Genomic DNA, 22,054 nt, shown 5'->3' on the forward strand with positions numbered 1-22,054 from the left:
CCATGGAGCAGCGCATCCTGATCTACGCGCCTGCCGGCCAGGATGCCGCCCTGGCCGGCACGGTATTCGCAAGCAGCGCCATCGCCAGCCACGCCTGCCGCTCTCCCGGCGAACTGGCCGAGCAACTGGCACTGGGCGTCGGCGGCGTGCTGACGGTGGACGAGGCGCTGTATGCAGGCGTGTACTCCGTGCTCGACGCTTACGCCCGGCAGCAGTCTGACTGGTCCGACTTGCCCATCATCCTGCTGACGCATGCGGGGCGCGATTCTCTGCCCTTGCGGCAAGCCATTGCCACCCTAGGCAATCTGACCCTGCTGGAACGCCCCGTGCACATATTGACCCTGATTACGTCGGCGCATGCCATGCTGCGCGCGCGCCAGCGCCAGTACCAGGTGCGCGAGACGCAGCGGCGCAAGGACGAATTCATTGCCAGCCTCGGGCATGAACTGCGCAATCCGCTGGCCCCCATCAAGTCGTCCGTGGCCCTGCTCAAATGCCTGTTCCCGGCATCCGAGCAGGTCGGCAAAGTGAGCGACGTGATCGAGCGCCAAGTGACGCACCTGACGCGGTTGGTGGATGACTTGCTTGACGTGGCGCGCATCAGCAGCGGCAAGGTGTTGCTACAGCGCAAGGAGTTTACGTTACAACAAGTGCTCGACCATGTATCCGAGTTGTGCCAACCTGCGGCCAGCAACCGGCACATCCGCATCGCACTCGATATACCGCCGCATGCCGTGACGCTACACGCCGACTATGCCAGGATGGTGCAGATCTTTGCCAATATCGTCTCGAATGCCGTGAAGTTCACGCCGGACGGCGGCCACATCCACATTACGGCACGCCAGGCGCAGAGCCTGCTGCAAGTGACGGTCGAAGACAATGGCATCGGCATCGAGCCGGACGCCATCCCGCGCATCTTTTCCATGTTCGAACAGGGACGCACGGTGGCGGGCCAAATGACCAGCGGGCTGGGCATCGGCCTCAGCCTGGCGCGCCAATTTGCCGAAATGCACGGTGGCGGCATCGACGCCTACAGCGACGGCCCCGGCCGAGGCAGCCGCTTCATCGTCACACTGCCGGCAAGCGCCAGCAACATACTGGCCGCCACGCCGGCCGCCGCCGACAGCGAGTCACCCGCCGGCGCGCACCAGCCGGTGCAAGTGCTGGTGGTGGACGACAACCGCGACGCGGCCGATTCCTTGCAAAGCCTGTTCCAGCTCGAGGGCTATGCCACCAGCGTCGCGTATGGCGGCAAACAGGCGCTGGCGGCCGTTGATTTGGCGTGGCCACAACTGGTCGTGATGGACCTGGGTATGCCGGACATGGATGGCTATGAAGCGGCACGCCAGATACGCCAGCGTGCGCAGGGACGCGAGGTGCTGATGATCGCCCTGACGGGCTGGGGCCAGGGCGAGGCGCGCTCACGCACGGAGCAAGCCGGTTTCGAGCATCACCTGACGAAACCGGTGGATTTCGCCGCCATCGCCGTCCTGCTCCGCGCGCACCTGGCACAACGGGCGGGAGCCGTTACGCGAGAGGAATGACGCTTATTTCCACTTGCCGCGCAATTCCTGCACCTTTTGCTGCAGCAATTCCGGCGTAGCGGCCTCGGGCGCCACGGGCATGCCCACGGCCAGCGACAAACGCGAGCGCAAGCCGGCCTTGAAGGCGCGCTCGAACAGATGGCCATTGCGGTGGCTCAACAGATGGCCCCACAAGCCGCGCAGCGCCAGCGGAATCACGGGCACCTTGCTGCGTTCGATTATCTTGGCGATGCCGCCCTTGAACTCGCTGATCTGGCCCGTGCGCGTCAGCTTGCCTTCAGGGAAAATGCACACCAGTTCGCCCTGGTGCAGCGCTTGCGCGATATCGATGAAGGCCTTTTCCATCAGGAAAGGATCTTCCTTGGCCGGCGCGATGGGAATCGCCTTGGCCGTGCGGAAAATCCAGCCCATCACCGGCATCTTGAAGATGCGGTGATCCATGACGAAACGGATGGGGCGCGGGCTGGCCGCCATGATGACGATGGCGTCCACATAGCTCACTTATGGGGACTAAAAACCGTAAACAAGCTACGATGTGAGTGAGTGAGACGGGCACGCAGTGGGGTTTTTCGTGATTAGTGTAAACAACTTCCGGAATTCTTTGGAGTTGTTTACACTTTTCCATGCGGCGTGGCCGGCTCTACAAACCTCCTGTCAAAGGAGGAACAAGAATGCGCAGGCCACCGCTGTCGGAATCAGTGCGCCCAGAAGAAGTGCTCCAATCCCAATGGACCCGTCGTTGAAGCCCTCGCGTAGCAACGCCACGCCGGCAGGGTTTGGCGCATTTGCGATAACAGTCAGCCCGCCGCCTGCCACAGCACCGGCGACAAGCATATATTTCGCGTGGTCCGTCATCCCCACAATCAGTGAGCCCAAGTAGGTCAATGCCGCGTTGTCCGTGATTGCAGTCAGCCCTACAGCACCGAAAAACAAGGCAGTTGGTTCAAGACTGGATACGACCGGTTGAAGCCACCACTGCTGCATGCCACCCAGAACAACCAGGCCCGCTAGAAAGAACCCTACCAACAGTCCTTCCTTGAGAATCAGCGGACTCTGGTACTGGGTGTAGGCGTGCGTGAACCCCAGGAAGAAGAGAAACATCGCCATGAAAACGACAGGGTGATGGGCAAATACAACGATAGCGGCCAGGAACAACACATGCACGAGGCTTACCCAGACCGGTATTGATATTTCCTCGAATGCGGAGTCGGTCTTAACGCCGGCCAAGTGGGGCCGCAGCATAAAGACTAGGCCGGTTGCATTAACCACCACCGCCAAGGCCGCCTTCCAGCCGAAAGTGGATGCCATAAAGACGCTGTCCCACCCCCACGTGGCTGCCACCATCAATACGGGCGGTGCGGCGAATGACGTCAAGGTTCCGCCAATCGAGACATTCACAAACAGGACACCCAATGCTCCGTACTTAAGCCACTCCGGAATTCCCTGGCGGAAGACGGTTGGTGCCAGCATGAGCGCAGCCAAGGTCATGGCCGCTGGCTCGGTAATTAAAGAACCGATAAGCGGCACCAGGGCGAAGCAAAGCCACGCCTGGGCTATCTCGGCCCGGACGGGAACAATCTTGGATAGCGCCGTTACTAAGGCCTTTACCACGCCAAGCACCGGGCGCGAGGCCGCGACGACCATTACGACGAATACGAATAGCGGCTCTGTGTACTGCCGCGACTCCACGTACCCGAGAGCCTCTTTTCCTCCTACCATTGCTGCCATCGCACAAACGAATATCGCAGCCCAAAGTCCAAAGACGATTTCAATCTCACCGAGCAGGTGAAACAGACCGGAGTGCTTGGTGCTACGGTCTGCGAGCCGCTCGAACGACTTGGCAGCAAAGGTGTGAACCAGTGCCAAAGCGAACAAGACCGCCGCTACTACGTGTACATCTTGCATCTTGCGTGCTCCTTAGACGTTCGGCTTACTTGAGTTCATCCCAACTTGTTGTCAGCGACGTGATAGCGCGGGTCTTCCATGACGTTCACCTCAATCATTCCTTTGGCCTTTTCTACGACATCAAGGCAGTCCGCGCTCAAGTGGCGTAAATGCAGTCGCTTGCCCGCATTCCTGTATCGCTCAGCCAAGGCGTCGATAGCCTGGATTGCGGAGTGGTCGACAACCTTAGCCCGGCGGAATTCGACAACCACGTCTTCCGGGTCATCTGACGGCGAAAACAGGGTTTGAAAGCTTGCGACAGATGCGAAGAATAAGGAACCCTCCAACTCGTAGACCTTCCAGCCTTTGTCATCAATGTAGGCAGTCACTTTAATTTGCTTCGCGTGCTCCCAGGCGAACACGAGCGCTGAGACAATGACACCAGCAACAACGGCGATGGCCAAATCGAAGATGACGGTAACGAGGGCAACTAAAAGGCCCACCACGACGTCGGGACGAGGCACCTTGCCAAACAGTCGGAAGCTACCCCACTCAAACGTTTTTTCGGCGACCACAAACATGACACCGATAAGCGCCGCAAGGGGAATCCGTTCAATCCATGAAGACCCGAACATGATGAATGACAACAGGAAAAGTGCCGCGGCGATGCCCGATAGGCGTTTTGTCGCGCCGCTGTTCACGTTAATCATGCTCTGGCCAATCATTGCACAACCGCCCATGCCGCCGAAAAATCCGGTGACTACATTTGCCACACCTTGAGCCATACTTTCCCGGTTCGGCTGGCCTCGGGTGTCCGTCATCTCGTCAATAAGATTGAGCGTGAGCAGCGACTCAATCAGTCCGATTGCCGCAAGAATGAGCGCGTACGGAAAGATGATACGAAGGGTCTCGAGATTAAATGGAACTTGCGGCAAGTGGAATGCTGGCAACCCGCCCTTTATTGAGCCGAGGTCGCCAACAGTCTTGGTGCCGATACCGATTAGCGCAACTGCAACCGACACCACTAAGATTGCCACCAGCGTCGCGGGTACCGCTTTGGTCAACTTCGGCAGAAGATAGATGATTGCCATCGTCACCGCAATCAAGCCAATCATCGTGTAGAGCGGCGCCCCCGTCATCCAGTGCTGAACACCGTCCGCTCCGGCAACTTTGAAGTGACCGAACTGGGCCAGGAAGATGACGATGGCTAAGCCGTTCACGAACCCGAGCATCACTGGGTGTGGCACCATTCGAATGAACTTACCGAGCTTTGCTGCCGCAAACAGCAACTGAAGCAAGCCCATCAAGACCACCGTGGCGAAGAGGTATTCTGGGCCGTGTTGTACCACGAGCGCCACCATCACCACTGCCAGCGCGCCGGTAGCACCGGAAATCATGCCAGGACGCCCACCAATGGCAGAGGTGATAAGCGCTACGATAAATGCGGCGTAAAGGCCTGTGAGCGGGGATACATGAGCGACAAGGGCGAATGCAATCGCTTCGGGAACCATCGCGAGCGCAACGGTGAGCCCACTCAACACGTTGGTCTTAATTTCTTGCGGGTTAATAAACGACAATTTTTCTCTCCTGAAAATAGCAATGCGCGGCCCGGTCGAGCCGATGGCTAGACGATGTAAAGCGACAACATTGTTTGATATAGCAAAACGCACCCTGCCCCAAAGCGAAGGTGGTATAGGTAAGCGAAAAGCAGGAGAGGAAGAACTACATCGGTCTGGAGATGGGGTTTCTGAAAGAACGTAATTATCGCTCAAACAGGCAATAATTCCTAGCGCTGCGGACCTGGCCCGGTACAACTTGCCGGCGCGGCGCCGGCTCCGGTGCTCATCGTTATTAGAAACGGACGCCTTCGAATGCTCTGTTGTCAATGCTTCGGGTATGATGCAAACATCGGGTCTCGTGAGGCAAGTTGGACTATGACCAGTGAAATCGTCAAGAGGACGCAGGATGAAGCTGAAGTAGCGGTGGAGGCAGCCCCGCCTGCAGACTTTCCGCGACCGGTGCACCTCGGCGCCGTTCCAGGCGCCCAGCCTAAGCTTTTAATGACTCAGTACCAGGGACGGTTCTACGTTCCTGGATGTACTCCGCCTGAGCTACTGGAGCGCTGGAATATATGCGAAGACCTCGCACAACAGCTGGTGGCCAAATCGCTCGAATCCAAGACAGGGAAGCGCGCCCACATGACGGATACGGAAATTCTCGCCCAATATCTGCCGCGGCTGATAGCGACAAACTGGACCTCGGAAGCTGAGGCGCGGTGGGTAATCCGGCGTACTGGTGAACTGCTAAAGTGGCCGATACCTGCGTCGGCAACGGAGCAGACATAGTTCTGTCTTTATGGCGCGAGTGACGCCATCAAAACGCTCGCCCTTCGGCCGCATCCAAACGGTCATGGTCGCGAACGCGGTGGTCTACATGGGCCCTGCGGCCCATACCCCGCTACTTTCCGGCGTTGTCCTTCGCACCCTCATCCGATTCGACCCTCGGCTCAATCTTATCAATCTCAACGACTATTAAGTTCAGGAACGCGCTTACCTCTGCCAGTTCTGCGGGAGGGGATTTCTTGAAGGCTTTCATAGATGATTCCATCTGCCTGGAGGTGAGACGGGGCGGGTTCTTAGCTGTTGGTGACGCGAACAACTTCGCAAGCTTTTCGAAATGCCGTGCAGCCGCAAGGTATGCGCTTCCTGTGTTGACATTTTTCCGAGATGCTGCGGACATGATTTTCCCAAGGCTGAACGCGGTTTATGCAAGCATATCAGGCAACGCCACTTCAGGGGGGCTCCCAGTCTGTGCCAAATACTCTTGTAGCAGTGAGCCGAGGCCGACCATACGGGAATGGGCTCGAGGCAGTCCCTGCACCGCTTGGCGAGCGGCTCCAGGGTCGCCCACGATGATGACCTGAGTCTGTGCACGAGTCATAGCGGTATAGATGAGTGTTCTGTCCAGCATCCTGCTCCCAGTGATGGCGACAATCACGCGCGGCCACTGGGAGCCTTGAGCTTTGTGCACTGTCACTGCGTAACCGAGCTCAAGGTCATCAAGCATTGATTCGAGGATTGGCCGGCGTTCACCGTCATCCCAGAGCACCCAACCAATCGCATGGCCAATTTCAGCGCCATCCGCGTTTGTTAGTATCCGTGGCGTATCCTCAATTTCAACCAACCGGCCCAACGACCCGTTCTGTAGACCCCAGTCCCACATATTGCGGGTGCAAAGCAACTGGTCCCCGAGGTAGAAGCCGGTTCCCGCAAACGCTTCGAGCTCCTCAAGATAGACCAGAAGTGCCCGACCGCTCTTGGCAAATCTACGCTGACAGAGAGCGTTTATCGCTTTGGTGCCATCAGCGCTGTTTCGCCGTGGTGACAGTATCTGCGTGTTCGGCGCATCCTTCTCATACAGCGCAACAATGAGCTCCGTCATGGAGGCCTGTGGGCAGGGAATGAACGAAATCGGCGCACTGGCATCATCTGCCAGTTCTGGCCAGCGGCCGTCTCGCACCGCTTGGGCAGCCAAAGCGATGGAGCCGCCAAACCGTTTCCCGACTTTAAGCTCAACTTGCGGAATACCGGCTACACCAGCGATGGCGTGCAGCACTAGCCCCGGCCCAACGGGCATGAGCTGGCTGGGGTCACCGGCCAACACCAATCTGACATGCGTTGGCAGCATTTCGCAAAGGCGACTCATCGTCATGATGTCAACCATCGACGCTTCGTCAACGACGAGTACACATCGACCAGCCAGGTTCTCCTCGGTGACGTTTCTGATGAAGCTTGCTATCGTCGACGCCGGACGGCCGGTCGCTTCGAGCATCCTCTTCGCAGCGCGGCCCGCTAGAGCTACTTGGAAGACCCGAGTGCCCGCTTCGTCGAAGATTTTGTAGAGCGCTTTCAACACTGTGGTCTTGCCCACGCCGGCGCCGCCCACAATGAGTGCCAGCGCGTTGGCCGAAGCCATATGTATCGCGAGGCGCTGCTCATCGTTTAGCGCGATGCCTTCAGAGGCTTCATACTCGGCGACGATGGAATCCACGTGCTGACGATGCAAAAGGGGGACGTTGTTGGAGGGGAGAAGTCGTTCGGCCAGCGTGCGCGACACGTTCGCCTCCATTATCCAGGCCCCGATTGGGTGCACGATTCCATCCGTACCAAGAACGAAACTACCGTTCGATAAGCCGTGTGCGAGCGCCTCGCCCGCCTTTTCGCGACAGGGACCGTCCAGGACGCTCGCCAGGCGCGAAATGAGCGCGTGGATGGGGGTGCATGTATGACCGTCGCCAAAAACGCGGTAAAGGGCCTCCTCTGCAGCTCCCTGCAGCCGCCGCGGGTCATCCGCGTCTATCTTGAAATGATTGAGGGCTAGAGCGTCGACTTGCCTCCAGTTCGCACAGAACGATAGGAGACGGTATGGGTCCGCTTCGAGCTTGGTAGGCGTATCAGCGCCGAAGAATGCAAGCACTTTACGTCCAAGCGCTACGCTGAAACCTTGGGACTGGAGCCATTGCAGCGTTCTCGCGTCACCGTGGCCTGCCCAAGCGGTAATAGCAGTACGGGCGCTCTCAGGTGTGAGAATGGTCATGAGCGCCGCAACGTCACCCTGCTCCAGTATATCGTAGAGCTGGTCGCCGAACTTCTCCCACAGCTTGCGTGCCTTCACTGTACCGATGCCTTCGAAGGCGGCACCCTCGGCCATGAATGCTACAACGTGCTCCCCCGAAGGCCGCATCATAGTAGCTGTCTCAGCCTGTATTTGCTGCTCCGTTATCCGGTAGCCGTTTTGGTCTAGCACGCGCGAATCGACTTTTCCCGCGAGCCGCCACCACTGACCAGACTCAACGGTTGCCCCGCCGAGGACTGCTGCGCTTGCACGTACAACGAGGTAGCTTTGCCCATCAACAGCATTGCCAGTCGTGTCGATGGCCCTGCCTGTGAAAATAGCACCACCAAACCCACGAGGGTTCTGGCTGCGAACAGTTAAGACCCGGACAGTTTGCTGGTTCAACGCGGCAGCCTCCCTGTCATTCGCAATGCGTCCTGCAACATCGTGTAGCGGTTCAATTGCTGTTTCAACTCGGCGTTCTCAACGCGCAGGCTAGCATTCTCCTGCTCCAACCGACGAAGTCGGTCAGCATCAAGTGTGGCCTTAAGTCGGCCCTTCTCCCGTAACTCAGGTGTCTCAAGGGCATCTTCCTCCCGTCGCACGGCCGCTGGCAGAACCCCTCGTTCGCGCAAGGTATCTTCAAGCTCTTGAAGCGCCGACTTGATATTCGGATTCTGACTTAAGGCCGAAAGGCCGAAGCCACATTCCTTAATTATTTCCTTCCGGGACAGGACACCGCGATGCACCATTTCACGAAAATCACTATCGGACTTGGCCGCCATCCAGGCCTGAAATGCCTTCACGTTATCGGCTGCTAGCTGCTGACCGTTAGCCATTCTTTCCCTTTGATTTTTGTTTGGCACTTCTGAGAGATTTCAGTTCGTCAGTCCGGTCTCTATCCACGTCGGGTAACGGTCTCGAAAGGTCAGCCTCGCTTAGCCCCTTAGCGTAGGCGTTGTAAGCCCACACGACGAACTTGTCCCTCATCGCGTCGAGCTTCACCTGTAGTTCCGCATTTTCGCCAAGCAACTGAGCAAACTTCGTGTCGCCGACCTCATTGGTTTTCGATGCTCCTTCTCGACGTAAGGCTGCGCCGGCTTCCTTCCTTCGTGCAAAGGCTTGGCGAATTGGCTCGTGGGCGTGAAGGGCTTGCCGCGTGTAATGCTGACGCAAGCGGCGTGCGATTGAAGTGCAAAGAGCCGGCCAAGTCAACTTTCCAGTCCATCCATCCAGCAATTCGACAACGGTACTCACGTCTTGGTCCGTAAGATTTTTCGCACGCTGGTGCTTCATGCGGCATCCTCCTCTTCGTCTGGCGAAATAGATGGCTTTGGAAGGGCGTTAGGCGTACGACTCACTACTTTCAACACTTTATCGGTCTCCTTCAGCGCGAATATTCGCCTCTGCGTAGCCTGCTCGATTCGCGACGCGCCGGGCATGCCTCGCGAGCGAATGACAGCGCCATCGGGTACTTTGGGATTATCGAGAATAGCGATAAGTTCTTCCAGACGTTCCATCGTCTTTGCCTGGTGCTCAACCCAGCGGTCAGCGCCGTAATTTTCTTCGGCCTGAACAAGCTGTGCTTCTTTTAGCAGTTCACGTGTCTCGTCTAAGTGGCGCCGGAGCGCCGCCTCCTTCACCGCGTCACCTTTTACGCAAACATGTTCGTCACAATTGAGACAGTCGCGGAAGAGCGTGCACGGAAGCATAGTGAAGTCGTGGACGCAGTGCCCAAACTCGGTCGTGTGGCCGGCGACACCGCTCGGCTGTCTAAAGTGGCTGCGAGTCACCAAGAAATGGGGAGTCTGCAATATTGCCGGGACTTGTGCCGAGGTTGCACCACCGACAATCTCTTCTGCCCGCAGGGCTAAGTCTCGTCCAGAAATATGGTCGTATTGCCGGTTCTGCGCAACCAGGCGCCTACCAGACCACAGCGCAATGTCGAGTTGGCTCATGTGATTGATTTGAGCTGCCATATTTAGATAGTGCCGGGGTTGGTGCGTTTTCAGCTGAATCGAGGAGCCATCGTCTTCCCTGAAGCCGTGTCGCTCGAAGATGGAACTGCTCGGTGTCGCGCCAAATCTCGAAATCACTGCGGCCCGGCTCACTGAGGCAATCATACAAACGTATTTGCAGTAGTCCGACTGCACCCCACCGCGCTCCGTTACAAATAAAGCATCGCTAAATTTGATACCACGTTTCTTGTCGATAAAAGGGAATGTGGCCGGAAGCATCGCAAGGACCTTCCGCTCTACCGTGGCATAGGGATAAGCAACGATTTTTCCAACTTCTGCGCCCGACGAAGGTATTGGGGTTTCTTCGCTTCCGCCATTAAACCACTGGTTTGCGCCATTCCGTCGAGTGGCATCATTCACATCTACGTCCTCACCATAGAGGACTTGCGCAAGCTCCGAACGAGAAAGTAATGGCCGCAAACGTAGATGCTCCAAAGATTTTGGGAGGTACATGCGACCGGGATTCTGTTCATACCACAATGCGAGTTCGCGCCCTCGATGCGTTAGGGAGCGGATTCGGAGCAACGCCTCTCTGGCCACTTCATGCATAGGCTCCGGAATCCACTTAACTTGGGATGCACCACCCTTGGCAGGGCGCCAACGCAGCCCGAACTTCATAGAGCCGTCCGAGGCCTGCTCTTCATGCTCGGGGTTAGTCTCCAGCGCCATGACCTCGCTAATACGTGCGGGACCGCAGCAAAGCAACGCTCCAATGCTTGAGAACATAATGTCCTCCGGCTCACTTGCATCGCAAAAGATTTGCGCGAGCGAAGCCAAGGCCGTTGGGGAGGGAAGTTTTTTGTCGCGGTGCTTATAGAAATCGTCCCCAACTCGTGTGCCGTTATTATCGTTCTTAAACGGTGCTTTCCAGGCGAAGGGGGTGAATGCGAGGAGATTTTTCTGTACGAAGTCAGCGATTTGCTTCAGCGCATGGCCGTAGCTTGCCAACGAACTCAACGCGTATGTTTGCTTCAGACGCACGGAAGTACCGTCAAGCACAATGGGCGTCAGAGCGGTTATATCCGCAGTCCCGACACATTCGATTAGGGCATCGTGGAGAACCCGTAGCACAAGTAGCCTGTGCGTTTCGGGAGTCTCAACGGGCGCCATTCCTTGTTGGTACCGGATATACGCTTTGGAAAATCCCAGAAAGGGTTCCGTTAGCGGAACCATTTGGTGGTCCTTCATCCCTTTTTTAGTGCTTGCAGTCGTCCCGAAGCGAATCTTGTGGTTGCGGTTGGTTCCCTGGTACGACCAAATGTTTTCCTCGAAATTCAGGTCTACCTGGATTGTCTTGAGCTGCGTACTAGCGACCCTGATAAATTCTTCAAGGTTACGCTTCGCGTCGAGCTCAGGCTTTGGAGTAAAAAGTACGATATCAGCCATGCAAAATTCCTCGCCGCTTACTCTCTTCGCCGCAGACCCGAGCCACATAGAGCACGGATAGGATGGTCTGGTCGTTTATCGAGGCAATGCGAGCTCCGCCCTCCAGAAATCGCTCCCGTTCAGCCATGAGACGTTCGGCCAGTTGCCGGTGAGGGCCGTCTAGCCAGGGCTCGAAACTCGAGCAGCTGTAGCAGGCCAACGGCTTCAAGAGACCGCAGCCGCTTTCCGTTCCGCATGAGCCCACTGGCTTCCGGCGGTCGGTGCGCATGTCAATAATTCTGCTTGACAGGTCCTCACGCCGAGTAGCCTCTGTCCCATCTTTAATGATTCTTTTGAATAAAAATGCATGAGCCAATGGCGCGACTGTCGATGCGACTTTTTCATCGAGCCGAATCGCAATTTCGGGGGTGGATGCGATGTAAACCGCAGCGCTGTTCACGTTAGTGTGGTCAAGCCCCGCGGCTATCTGCTCCAGGGTGCAGTTCTCTTGAGCCATTCGTGTACCGAACGTGTAACGGAATCGGTGCGCATGGACCCTCAAAGCTTCCCCGGTCCTCTCTGATACCACCTTAACCTTCTTCCAGGTGACTTTTAACCAATAGTGGAACTGGGGAGGGCTAGCATGAAAACGAAACGTGCCCGTCTTGTTATCGGCCATGCCCGCGGTTGCGGGAAACAATGGCGCCTGCGACGGGTCAGCCAAGCGGCCCACGTGAGAATTTTGAACGCCGTGCGCATATGCTAACAACGGAATTCCAAGTTCGCGAATGACCTCGCGTACGGTGAAGGCGTCTCGAGCCAACGAATCGGGCTGCTTTGCCCTCGGAACGTCTAGCTGATAAGCCACCTCCCCGTCCTCATCCTTTTTCGCTCGGACGTCGCAGACTTTCATCGCAGCAAGCTGCTTCGGGCGGACACCAAGCGCATTGATAAGCCAGGTTGCCATGTACATCGACTCCGACACTTCACCGGCAGCAAACAAATTGTCCATCGCATAAATGACATTTTGCTGTTCAATATCGGTAAACGGGCCGTGTATCGGACAGCGGATACGGACGCGCTCACCGGTTTCGTTACTTTTCAGCGTAACGGAATCTAGGAATATCCCTGCTTCTTCCGTGAAACCAGGAAGTCCCATTTCCCGCCACCAGTGAAAAACACCACCTAACTGTCCGAGCAACACTTCACCCGAGACCCGCAGCCCTTCGCGCTTTGTCCCCTTAAAATTGATAAGGTCGATTTCCGTGATAGGGCTCACAGATGCGCAGTTCCATTGATGGAGACAGGTCAGGAACTGGTTGACCTTGCCGAAAGTGGTGTGTAGCGTCGAGGGCGCCCGTTCCTCGGCAAATCGAATCAACACAAGCTTCACCGAAAGCAAAAACGATTGAGATAGCGGAGGCAATAGGTCAAACCTGATGCGTACATCATTGTTCTCATCGGTGTATGACCATTCATCATGCCTGGGGTCGAAACTCGCACCACTTCTGGTGATTACCTTCGAAGGCAAGCTCCATGTGTTTTGCTCGCTGTGAATGGTTTTCATGTAGCCTTCCGTATCAAGTCGCCCTGCATCTTCAGCGAAACCTTCTTTGACTTTTCGCGCGTGTGCCGGCGCAGGTAGACCTGGCTGGTCAGTGAATCTGGCACCCACCCCATCGCATAGTTACGCAACTGTTTCTCTTCTTCGTTCGATATGTTCTCCCGGTCGCAATGCTCTGAGAAGTCATCATTCCACGTATGTCGAAGAACGTGCGGGCTTAGCTCCGAAGGCAAGTCAGGGCATTCGTTTCTCAGTGCGGCAAACACCTTGGCCAACCCGCTGAGCGATAGGGGGGCGCCGGAGCCGTTTGAAACGAAGATGAAGCCATGCTTACGTGCTCCTTTGATACTGCGACGGTTCGCTTGCACGTAGGATTTCAGAAGCGCCGTCAACTCATTACCGAGCATGACCTCCCGGTCGTTGGTCTTGGTATTTGGCTCATAGGTTCTAGGGTCGTTCTTGTCGTCAGCCTTACGCACGATTCGAATGACTCCGGTAGCAAAGTTGACATCCACTGTTCGCAACCCAAGCAACTCCCCTCGTCTGCAACCAAGCTTGAGGAGAAGTTCGATGAGCAATCGGTTACGAGCACGACCATGACGACTCGACCAAGGATTATCAAGAGATTCCGGCCGAATCACTTCTAAAAGGCGAACTTTGTCTTTCGTGGACAAGCCCTCACGTTGCTCCAGGGTGGCCCGACTTCGACGGCGAGGAATACGGGAGCCAAGTTGTGCACTTACCCGTTTCTGGGCTGCCTCCAGTTGGCGCCCTAGCTCTGGGCTCCCCGCTCGTCGCATCCGACCTATCCATAGCTCGGCAATCCAGTTGAGATAACTGCGGATGTAGACCAGTCGCACGGAAAGAGAACGGCGGTGCAAGGCTTTACCCAGAGGCTTTGCCCCTTCACCAGGGATTGGGAGGTAGAAGACGTTTGTCGCATTGAGGTCGACGGGCGATGCAGCGGTGGCAGCAAGTTCTCGAAGCGGCGACGATGCTTGGCGCATCGCTTCTTCGACTTCCCATTGTTCAAGTATCCGCCCCTCATTTAGGCGGCTAAAGAGGTCGATTTTGCTGCGGTCTAGTATTAGCTGCAACGCCATGACCGAACGCAGCGCCTGTTCAATGGTGGCGCTTGCTTGTCCAGAATTTCGCAGATGGGACAGCGCAAAGCAAGTCGGGTAGAACAGCGGCACCTCACTTTCGCGTGTACACAGCACCGGGAGGCGCTCACCGCTTTCGCGAACCAACATTTTTATGAAATAGCGGCTCAACTGTTTACCTTTTCGGAACGTCTCCGGTAACAGTTATTCTAGCTCAACCATGAAAAAAGTGTAAAGAAGATAATTTCCTTTACAAAATCAATTAGTTACGAACTTTTCGTTTACGACAAAAGATTCGTCTCCATAAGCTGACGTGGTTGCACACCAGCACCGCCGCGCCTTCCGTGGGGATGCGTTCGCCATCGACCACCTTCACGCGGTGCACGGTCTGGATGAGTATCCACGCCAGGAAGCGCATGAGAAATTCCGGCACCAGCGAGAAGATGTAGGCCGCCACCAGCGCATTCAAAATGGCCGTGACGAGGAACAGCTGGGGTATGGTAAAGCCTTTGCCCAGCAGCACGATGGCCACGCCAGCGGCCGCCACCATGAACAGCGCATTCAGAATATTCATGCCGGCAATGGTGCGCGAGATGTGTTTCGGATCGCAGCGGGTCTGGATCAGGGCGAACAGCGGCACGATGAAAAAGCCGCCAAACACGCCGATCATGACAATGTCGAGCAAGATGCGCGGCACGCCCGCCTGGCTGACAAACGCCAGCGCGTCGACCACTTGCGTATTCGCATAGGCATTGCTGGCGAAATACAGGTCAATGCCGAACAGCGACAGGCCGATGGAGCCGAACGGCACCAGGCCGATCTCGATTTTGTGGCCGGACAGGCGCTCGCACAGCAGCGAACCGGTACCGATGCCGACGGAAAACACGGTCAGCAGCAGCACGAACACGCTGTGGTCGCCATGCAGGAAATCCTTCGAATACACGGGGAACTGGGCCAGGATCAAGGCGCCGTAAAACCAGAACCAGGAATTGCCCAGCATGGCCAGGAAAACGGGACGGTTCTTGCGCGAGAAATTCAGGTTGCGGAACGATTCGGCGACAAAATTCAGGCTCACCTTCAAGTCCGGCTCGGGCGCGGGCGTGCGCGGCACGCGGTAGCTGGCGAGCAGGCCGAAAATGGCCACGGCAATCGTCGCGCCGGCCACCAGTTCCACGCCCAGCGGCTTATGCACGATCAAGACGGCGCCGAGGATTTCGCCCAATAAAATGCCGACAAAGGTGCCCATCTCGATCAGGCCATTGCCGCCGACCAATTCCTCGGGTTTCAACTGCTGCGGCAGATACGCATACTTGACGGGGCCAAACAGGGTTGAATGCACACCCATGCCCACCACGGCGGCCACCAGCAGCCACAGGGTATGCGTCATCCAGCCAGCGGCGGCAACGGCCATGATGGCCAGTTCCATCCATTTGACGAAGCGCGCCAGGCCCGCCTTCTCGAACTTGTCGGCCAGCTGGCCCGCCGTGGCTGAAAACACCACGTAGGGCAGGATGAACAGGCCGGGAATCAGGTTGGTGATGGTGGATGGGTCGAGCGTGGTCCAGCTCAGCGCATCGTAGGCGAGGATCACCATCAGGGCCGTCTTGAACAGATTGTCGTTGAAGGCGCCAAAAAACTGGGTCCAGAAGAAGGGCCCGAAACGGCGCTGCGACAATAAGGAAAACTGGCTGCTTTGACTCATGGCATGGGGAACTGGCAATTAAGGAATTGCTAAAATACAGCACTATCCTGCGCACGACAATCTGAATGTCGTCATCTTGCTTAGCGTCAATACGGAAAACAGCGTGCCACGTCAGGTTCGCCTCGCCGCCGCACGCGCTTTCTGGCACTTGCCCTGACACAACAGAAATCGCTTGTTTCTTAATAATAAGGTAATGTGCGCATATCGCTGGCGCCCCTGCCAGCCCCTCCCGGAAAGCTGCCCCCATGTCTGGAATGACATCATTGACCATCCTGGCCTTGCTGGTCACCGCCTTCGTGCTGGTGTTGCAGCACCGCAGGAAAGTAGCGGATCTGGAGTTGCTGACGGCGCACTTGCGCAAGGAAGTCGACGGCATCCAGCAGCGCCTGCGAGCGCTGGAAGGCCAGGACGAAGCGCCAGCTAACGCGCCCACCCTAAAGAGTGCTGCGCCTGTGCCTGTGCCTGTGCCTGTGCCTATTTCCGCGCCGGCACCGGTGCCACCAGCCGCCACCGTGCCGCAAGCGACCGTGAGCGGGCCGGTCGAGCTGGCAAAGGTCCCGCCAGCCGCGCCAGCCACCACATCCGCACCCGCGCCATCGGCACCACCTCCTCCAGCCAGGCCAGCCCCTGCCGCCGCCAACACCCCATCCTGGATCGCACGCCCGGATGGCCTCGTTGCCAAGGCGAAGAACTGGCTATTTACCGGCAACCTGGTCGCCAAGCTGGGCTTGCTGATCCTCTTCCTCGGCGTCAGCTTCCTGCTCAAATATGTGTCGGCGCAGGTCACGGTGCCCATCGAGCTGCGCCTGGCCGGCATCGTGCTCGCCGATATTGCCCTGCTGACCTGGGCCTGGCGCATCCGCACTAGCCGCCCCGGCATCAGTTTGCCGCTGCAGGGCACGGCGCTGGCGATCCTGATGCTGGTGACGTTTGGTGCCTTCCGCCTGTATGAACTGATCCCGGCGGGCCTGGCGTTTGCCGTGCTGTTCGTGCTGACGGCGTTTACGTGCCTGCTGGCCGTGCTGCAAAACGCCGTCTGGCTGGCCGTCTTCGGCATCGTCGGCGGCTTTGCCGTGCCCTTGCTTGTGTCGACGGGCAGCGGCAGCCATATCGGCCTGTTCAGCTATTACGCATTGCTCAACGCGGGCGTCTTTGCCATCGCCTTGAAACGCGCCTGGCGCGTCCTGAATGTGCTGAGCTTTGGCTTTACCTTTGTCGTCGCCACCACCTGGGGCGTGCTGCGCTACACGCCCGAGCACTACCTGTCGACGCAGCTGTTTTTGATCCTGTTCGTGCTGTTCTATATCGGCATTGCGATCGCCTACTGCGCGCGCCAGGCGCCGCGCCTGAAACACTATGTGGATGGCACGCTCGTCTTCGGCACGCCGCTGGCGGCCATGGGCTTGCAATACGGTCTGGTCCAGCACTTTCACTTTGGCCTGGCGTTTTCTGCGCTGATTGCCGGCTTGGGCTACACGGGTCTGGCCGTGGCGCTGTGGCGCCGCGCAGGTTTCACACTGCTGGCGGAAGCCTTCCTGGCGCTGGGCATCGTCTTCGGCACGCTGGCCATCCCGTTCGCCCTCGACGGCCGCTGGACGTCCGCCGCCTGGGCGCTGGAAGGCGCGGGCATCGTCTGGGTCGGCTTGCGCCAGCGCCAGACACTGGCCTGGGCCTTCGGCTTGCTGGTACAGGCGGCCGCCTGGATTTCCTTCCTCGTTGCCATGCAGGAACTCGATACGGCAGCGGCCCTGCACGCCAACATCTGGCTCGGCTGCGCGCTGCTGGCCGCCGCCGCGCTGGTGATGGCCTTCAATTTCCGCCGCCACGGCAGCCACTTGTACCCGGAATTCATGAGCAGCCTGTCCGTGCTCTTCCTGACGGCCGCCACGGCCTGGCTGCTGGGCGGCCTCTGGAGCGAAATCCTGCTACGCACGGATGCCACCACGCAACTTAACCTGCTGAGCGTCAGCGCCCTGGGCGTGGCCGCCCTGCTGGCGGCGCTGGCGCGGCGCGAACAATGGCATGCGCCGCGCGCCCTGCTGCTGGCCGTGCAGGTACTGGCCGGCATGGTAATGCTCAGCCGCGCCAGCTGGGCCTGGGACCAGCACCCGGCCAGCCTGTTCGACGGCTCCTTCCTCAGCGCCCTGCTGCTGGGCGCCGCCGCCTTTGCCAGCACCCGCTTCCTTGCGCTGCGCGCGCGCGGCGGCGACGAGCTGCTGGCCCTGGTAGCGCGCCCGCTGCTGGTCTGGAGCGGCCTGCTGTGGTTTGCCGCCATCCTCGTACCCTTCACCAGCTGGCTGCTGCGCCTGATCGACGGCAACCTGTCTATGCAGCCACACGCGGGCGAGCACTGGCTGGCCCTGTACCTGATTGCCGTGTGCGTCACGACACCCGTGTTCGCCATCCTGGCGCGGCGACTCGATTGGCCACAGCTGCGCTGGTTCACCGTGGCCGCCTGGCTCGGCTTGGGCTTGTGGTGCGCCAATCTGCTGCTGGCGCTGTACCTGCGCAACTACCTGCCGACCGGCTTGAGCTGGCTGGCGCTGGCCAGTGCCCTGGCGGCCGGCGAATACTTGCTGCGAGTCTGGCCGCAAGCCGGCTGGCAACTCGACGTGCGAGCGCTGCGTTTCTTGCATACGCTGCGCACGGCAGCACCATGGCTGATGCTGTGGCCCGTGGGCGCCATGCATGTCAGCGGCTGGCTGGCTGGCCATGACGGCAGCGTCAGCCCCGCCTGGGCCCGCTACTTGCCGGCCTGGAGCATGATGCTGGCGCTGGCCTGGCTGATCCGCCGCTGCAGAACAGGGGCTTGGCCGGTGACGCCGATTCCCGCGTGGTACCAGCGCACCCTGATACCGCTGGGCGCGCTATGGTCGCTGCTGCTGATCGCCGCGTGGAATATTGTCGACGATGGCGCCATGGCGCCCCTGCCCTATGTACCACTGCTCAATCCGCTGGACTTGAGCACGGGCTTTGCCATCTTGCTGGCCATTGCCAGCTACCGCTTGCTGCCGGCGAAACAAGTGCCGCTGCCCGCCCTGTGGCAGGCGCGTATGCCCGCCGTGGCCGCCTGCTGCGCGTATGTCTGGTTCAACCTGATGCTGCTGCGCACGGTGTCGAATTACCTGGGCGTGCCCTACCGCTTCGACGACATGCTGGCCTCGCAATTCGTGCAAGCCATGCTGTCGCTGGTGTGGAGCGTCACGGCCCTGCTGCTGATGCGCCACGCGGCGCGCCATCAACGGCGCCAGCAGTGGAGTCTGGGCGCCGTGCTGCTGGTACTGGTCGTGCTGAAACTGTTCCTGATCGACTTGTCGAACGTGGGCGGCATCGAACGCATCATCTCCTTTGTCGGTGTCGGCTTGCTGATGGTCTTGATCGGCTACTTGGCGCCCTTCCCCAAGGCTGCTGCGCCCGCGCCAGCCGAACCGCAACAAGGAGCCGCATGAAAGCCTCATTCCTCCTCTGCACGTGCCTGATCGCAGGCGGCGCGCTGGCCGCTACCCCGGCGCCACCGGAGCGGCCGCAGGACTATGGCTGGAGCATCGCGTTGACGCCGCAGCCTGGTGCCGGCCTGAGCCGTATAAGCGTCCCCACCGACGTGTATCTGCATGCGCGCTCGGCCAGCTTGGCCGACGTGCGCCTGTTCGACAGTACCGGCAAGCCGCTGGCCTTCGCCCTGACGGCCCCGCCCGCGCAATCGCGCACGCAACGCGACACACTTGCCATGCGCATCTTTCCCGTCACCGGCAAAAACATCGGCTACTACGAACTGGACAATGTGGATATCCGTACCGGCAATGACGGCCGCCTGCTGTCCGTCACGGCGCGTGGCGGCAGTACGCCCGGTGCGGCGCCGGGCTTGCAAGGTCTGATCCTCGATGCGGGCCAGCCCGCCAAGGATAGCCGCATCGGCGCCCTGCATTTCACCTTGCCGCCAGGAACCGATAACTACAATGCGCAAGTACTGCTGGAGGTAAGCGACGACCTGAAACAATGGGATGCCATCGCCACCACCACGCTGAATTGGCTGCGCAACAGCGACACGCAAACCCTGGCCAACAACCGCATCGAATTCGCGCCGCGTGCCTTCCGTTATGCGCGGCTGAGCTGGCAGTACGGCGATCCCATCACTTTCGCCGGCATCGCCGCGCAGCAGGTCAGTGTCACAGCCGTTGCAGCGCCGCGCGCCACCATCGCATTGAAAGGGACGGCAGGCAAGAGCGTCGACGAGCGCCTGTATGCGACGCCGATCGCCATTCCCGCCGACAGCATCAGCTTGCAGTTGGCTGAGGGCAACACGTCCATGCCTGTCACCCTGGGCGTGTATCACGTGGCAAGCGAGGCGCCGCGCCAGCGCCAGCGTCTGCGCCCGCAAGCGCGCAGCACGCAGGCCGCCGACTTCGAACCACTGCTCAACACGACGTTCTATCGTATCAACATGGATGGCAAGGAACGGGTCTCCGGCGACCTGGCCATGCCCGTCGTGCAAACGGCGCAATGGGTGTTGCGGCCGCAATATCACAGCGGCACGAACCCGAACCTCAACTCCGTCTTGCGCCTGGGCTGGACACCGGCCAGCCTGGTATTCCTGGCCAGCGGCAAGGGACCGTATCAACTGGTCTTCGGCAGGAGTGGCGCAACGCCGGCAACGCTGCCACTGTCGCAGGTCGCGCCCGGCTTCACGCAGGAGGAATTGCTGGCGCTGCCTGTCGCCACCGCGGCCAGGGTGGTGGCTCTGACCAGCGACGCCCCCATCGAGAAGACGCCGGATGGCGCAGGCTTGCGCCTGGCCGCGCTGTGGGCCGCACTGCTGCTGGGCGTGGGCGTGCTGGGCTTTTTTGCCTGGCGCTTGCTGTCGCAGATGAAAGAGGAACAAGGAAGTACCGACAAGCAGGAGCATTAGCCTGGCCGCGACATCACTACTGCTACTGCCGCAGCAGCGCCTTGAACGTCTGCGGCATCCACGGCCGGGCCGCCAGCATGAAACTGATGGCCAGGCGCTCGACACCAGGCAGGCGCGCGTCTTCCTGGTGCTGTTGCGAAAACTCCACCGCCACTTGCTTCAAGCGCTCCAGCAAGGCCGCCGTGGATTTCTTCGACAACATCACGTTCACCAGGCGCAGCAATTCTGTCTCGCCATCGAATTGCGAATTCAAATAGTCACCATAGGCTTCCTTTTTGAAGTAGGTATGAATCGGGCCATTCGGTATCCACGCAAACGTGCGCGCCACCAGCAGTTTGACCCGGTTATTCGGCAGCAGTTCCAGGAAGCCGATCTTGTCGAGGCGCAGCAGGTATTTGACGGCTTGCGCCTCACTGATGTCGTAGATGGCGACGATCTGCTCCAGCGGCAGCAGGTTCAGGGCGGAGACGGCCACCACGAACAGCCGGGTGTCGTCGATGATTTCCTTTTCCTGCGCATACGTCAGCCCCGTGATCAGGGTGGGCGCGGCCTGCGCCGTCTGCACGGCCAGTGCCAGCTGCTGGAAATCGCTGCCGATGGCCACCAGGATCTGGTCCAGGCGCTGCAGGGTAAATTGCTTTTGCGAAAACATCCGCTTGACGCTGGCTTCGGACACGCCGATGCGCTGGGCCAGTTCGGCATATGTGACGGCGCGCGCTTTCAACAGACGTTTCAAGGCCTCGATCAGGGCGTGGGTTTGCGGCATGCACTTCCTTTACAAAAATAGCATCGGTTCTGGCGGCAAAAAAGTAGCGCAATACGCTACCTGCGGTATGGCTGCCCGCTACGAGTAGCGTTTTCATTGACCAATTGCCCACAGTCTACAATGATGGCGTTGCCACTTGGCACACTTGAAGGAGAAACACATGAAACGCCTGCTGCCCCTCTGCCTGTCCCTGTCGCTGTTGACGCTCTCCGTGGCCGCTCCCGGCCTGGTCCACGCCGCCGCTTCCGAGAACCTGTCGAAAGGCTCGCAAAACCTCAGCCAGGGTTCCGCCGTCGTCGTCGCAGGTTCCATGTCGATGCTGGTCGCCTCCGGCCAGGTGGTCGTCGCCAGCGTGGAAACGGTGGGCGAAGGCATCGTCATCGTGCTCAAGGGCGCATCCGAAGCGGGCGGCGCGTCCATCCAGATGAGCACGCAAGCGGCCAAGGGCCTGTCGCTGGCCGCCGGCACCGTGGTCAACGTAGTGGCCGTCTCGACGGGCCACATGCTGGTCCTGTCGGGCAAGGCCATCGCCTTCATCCCGAACGAACTCGGCAAGGCGCTGCTGCACCACTCCAAAGTGTAAATCCC

Annotated in this window: 14 protein-coding genes and 2 pseudogenes; 4 read left to right on the plus strand and 12 right to left on the minus strand. The window is 59.0% G+C overall.

Annotated features, from left to right (window positions below; translation table 11 throughout):
- The first annotated feature begins 2 nt into the window (after window positions 1-2).
- Window positions 3-1,544: a hybrid sensor histidine kinase/response regulator gene (locus ACP7DE_RS03550; RefSeq protein WP_426070763.1), complete on the plus strand. Its 1,542-nt coding sequence runs from the start codon at window positions 3-5 to the stop codon at window positions 1,542-1,544.
- A gap of 3 nt (window positions 1,545-1,547) precedes the next feature.
- Here the strand turns inward: ACP7DE_RS03550 and ACP7DE_RS03555 are convergent.
- The 11 genes and pseudogenes from ACP7DE_RS03555 to ACP7DE_RS03605 all read right to left on the minus strand — a co-directional run.
- A pseudogene (locus tag ACP7DE_RS03555) lies at window positions 1,548-2,045 on the minus strand (1-acyl-sn-glycerol-3-phosphate acyltransferase); the annotation flags it as partial.
- Between the two features lie 153 nt (window positions 2,046-2,198).
- Window positions 2,199-3,449: a putative Na+/H+ antiporter gene (locus ACP7DE_RS03560; protein ID WP_426070764.1), complete on the minus strand. Its 1,251-nt coding sequence runs from the start codon at window positions 3,447-3,449 to the stop codon at window positions 2,199-2,201.
- Between the two features lie 35 nt (window positions 3,450-3,484).
- Window positions 3,485-5,005, minus strand: a complete 1,521-nt coding sequence (locus ACP7DE_RS03565) for a SulP family inorganic anion transporter (RefSeq protein ID WP_426070874.1) — start codon at window positions 5,003-5,005, stop codon at window positions 3,485-3,487.
- Window positions 5,006-5,885: 880 nt separating this feature from the next.
- The gene (locus ACP7DE_RS03570; RefSeq protein ID WP_426070765.1) at window positions 5,886-6,167 is read right to left on the minus strand and encodes a hypothetical protein; all 282 of its coding nucleotides are present in this window, start codon (window positions 6,165-6,167) and stop codon (window positions 5,886-5,888) included.
- A 24-nt stretch (window positions 6,168-6,191) separates the two neighbouring features.
- Window positions 6,192-8,447, minus strand: a complete 2,256-nt coding sequence (locus ACP7DE_RS03575; protein ID WP_426070766.1) for an ATP-dependent DNA helicase — start codon at window positions 8,445-8,447, stop codon at window positions 6,192-6,194.
- Window positions 8,444-8,881 (minus strand): VPA1267 family protein, encoded by a 438-nt coding sequence (locus ACP7DE_RS03580; RefSeq protein WP_426070767.1) that lies wholly within the window; start codon window positions 8,879-8,881, stop codon window positions 8,444-8,446. Before ACP7DE_RS03580 ends, ACP7DE_RS03575 begins: the two co-directional genes overlap by 4 nt.
- Window positions 8,874-9,338: a hypothetical protein gene (locus tag ACP7DE_RS03585; RefSeq protein ID WP_426070768.1), complete on the minus strand. Its 465-nt coding sequence runs from the start codon at window positions 9,336-9,338 to the stop codon at window positions 8,874-8,876. The genes ACP7DE_RS03580 and ACP7DE_RS03585 overlap by 8 nt, the downstream gene beginning before the upstream one ends.
- Entirely contained in the window at window positions 9,335-11,446 is a 2,112-nt protein-coding gene (locus ACP7DE_RS03590; protein WP_426070769.1) for a hypothetical protein, read from the minus strand. Before ACP7DE_RS03590 ends, ACP7DE_RS03585 begins: the two co-directional genes overlap by 4 nt.
- The gene (locus tag ACP7DE_RS03595) at window positions 11,439-12,992 is read right to left on the minus strand and encodes a site-specific integrase (RefSeq protein ID WP_426070770.1); all 1,554 of its coding nucleotides are present in this window, start codon (window positions 12,990-12,992) and stop codon (window positions 11,439-11,441) included. The genes ACP7DE_RS03590 and ACP7DE_RS03595 overlap by 8 nt, the downstream gene beginning before the upstream one ends.
- Complete coding sequence (locus ACP7DE_RS03600) at window positions 12,989-14,263, minus strand: tyrosine-type recombinase/integrase (protein WP_426070771.1); 1,275 nt, start codon at window positions 14,261-14,263, stop codon at window positions 12,989-12,991. Before ACP7DE_RS03600 ends, ACP7DE_RS03595 begins: the two co-directional genes overlap by 4 nt.
- 136 nt (window positions 14,264-14,399) lie before the next feature.
- Window positions 14,400-15,794, minus strand: a pseudogene (locus ACP7DE_RS03605) (MFS transporter); the annotation flags it as partial.
- 245 nt (window positions 15,795-16,039) lie between these two features.
- Between ACP7DE_RS03605 and ACP7DE_RS03610 the strand changes: the two are divergent.
- Together ACP7DE_RS03610 and ACP7DE_RS03615 are read left to right on the plus strand one after the other, a co-directional pair.
- A complete protein-coding gene (locus tag ACP7DE_RS03610; RefSeq protein WP_426070772.1) occupies window positions 16,040-19,243 on the plus strand; it encodes a DUF2339 domain-containing protein in 3,204 nt (1,067 codons plus the stop codon).
- A complete protein-coding gene (locus tag ACP7DE_RS03615; protein ID WP_426070773.1) occupies window positions 19,240-20,700 on the plus strand; it encodes a DUF3999 family protein in 1,461 nt (486 codons plus the stop codon). Before ACP7DE_RS03610 ends, ACP7DE_RS03615 begins: the two co-directional genes overlap by 4 nt.
- A gap of 22 nt (window positions 20,701-20,722) precedes the next feature.
- Here ACP7DE_RS03615 and ACP7DE_RS03620 read toward each other — a convergent pair whose 3' ends face one another.
- Entirely contained in the window at window positions 20,723-21,466 is a 744-nt protein-coding gene (locus tag ACP7DE_RS03620; protein ID WP_426070774.1) for a helix-turn-helix domain-containing protein, read from the minus strand.
- 160 nt (window positions 21,467-21,626) lie between these two features.
- Here ACP7DE_RS03620 and ACP7DE_RS03625 point away from each other — a divergent pair, with 160 nt between their 5' ends.
- Complete coding sequence (locus ACP7DE_RS03625; RefSeq protein WP_426070775.1) at window positions 21,627-22,049, plus strand: hypothetical protein; 423 nt, start codon at window positions 21,627-21,629, stop codon at window positions 22,047-22,049.
- Window positions 22,050-22,054: the final 5 nt, after the last annotated feature.

It is taken from the genome of Janthinobacterium sp. DSP2-3-3 (genome assembly GCF_049897325.1).
Classification (GTDB): Bacteria; Pseudomonadota; Gammaproteobacteria; order Burkholderiales; family Burkholderiaceae_D; genus Janthinobacterium.

Bases quoted from the DNA above. Each gene is read 5' to 3' on its own strand.
- ACP7DE_RS03550 (WP_426070763.1), top strand. From the start codon at position 3: ATGGAGCAGCGCATCCTGATCTACGCGCCTGCCGGCCAGGATGCCGCC.
- ACP7DE_RS03560 (WP_426070764.1), bottom strand. From the start codon at position 3,449: ATGCAAGATGTACACGTAGTAGCGGCGGTCTTGTTCGCTTTGGCACTG.
- ACP7DE_RS03570 (WP_426070765.1), bottom strand. From the start codon at position 6,167: ATGTCCGCAGCATCTCGGAAAAATGTCAACACAGGAAGCGCATACCTT.
- ACP7DE_RS03580 (WP_426070767.1), bottom strand. From the start codon at position 8,881: ATGGCTAACGGTCAGCAGCTAGCAGCCGATAACGTGAAGGCATTTCAG.
- ACP7DE_RS03585 (WP_426070768.1), bottom strand. From the start codon at position 9,338: ATGAAGCACCAGCGTGCGAAAAATCTTACGGACCAAGACGTGAGTACC.
- ACP7DE_RS03590 (WP_426070769.1), bottom strand. From the start codon at position 11,446: ATGGCTGATATCGTACTTTTTACTCCAAAGCCTGAGCTCGACGCGAAG.
- ACP7DE_RS03595 (WP_426070770.1), bottom strand. From the start codon at position 12,992: ATGAAAACCATTCACAGCGAGCAAAACACATGGAGCTTGCCTTCGAAG.
- ACP7DE_RS03610 (WP_426070772.1), top strand. From the start codon at position 16,040: ATGTCTGGAATGACATCATTGACCATCCTGGCCTTGCTGGTCACCGCC.
- ACP7DE_RS03615 (WP_426070773.1), top strand. From the start codon at position 19,240: ATGAAAGCCTCATTCCTCCTCTGCACGTGCCTGATCGCAGGCGGCGCG.
- ACP7DE_RS03620 (WP_426070774.1), bottom strand. From the start codon at position 21,466: ATGCCGCAAACCCACGCCCTGATCGAGGCCTTGAAACGTCTGTTGAAA.
- ACP7DE_RS03625 (WP_426070775.1), top strand. From the start codon at position 21,627: ATGAAACGCCTGCTGCCCCTCTGCCTGTCCCTGTCGCTGTTGACGCTC.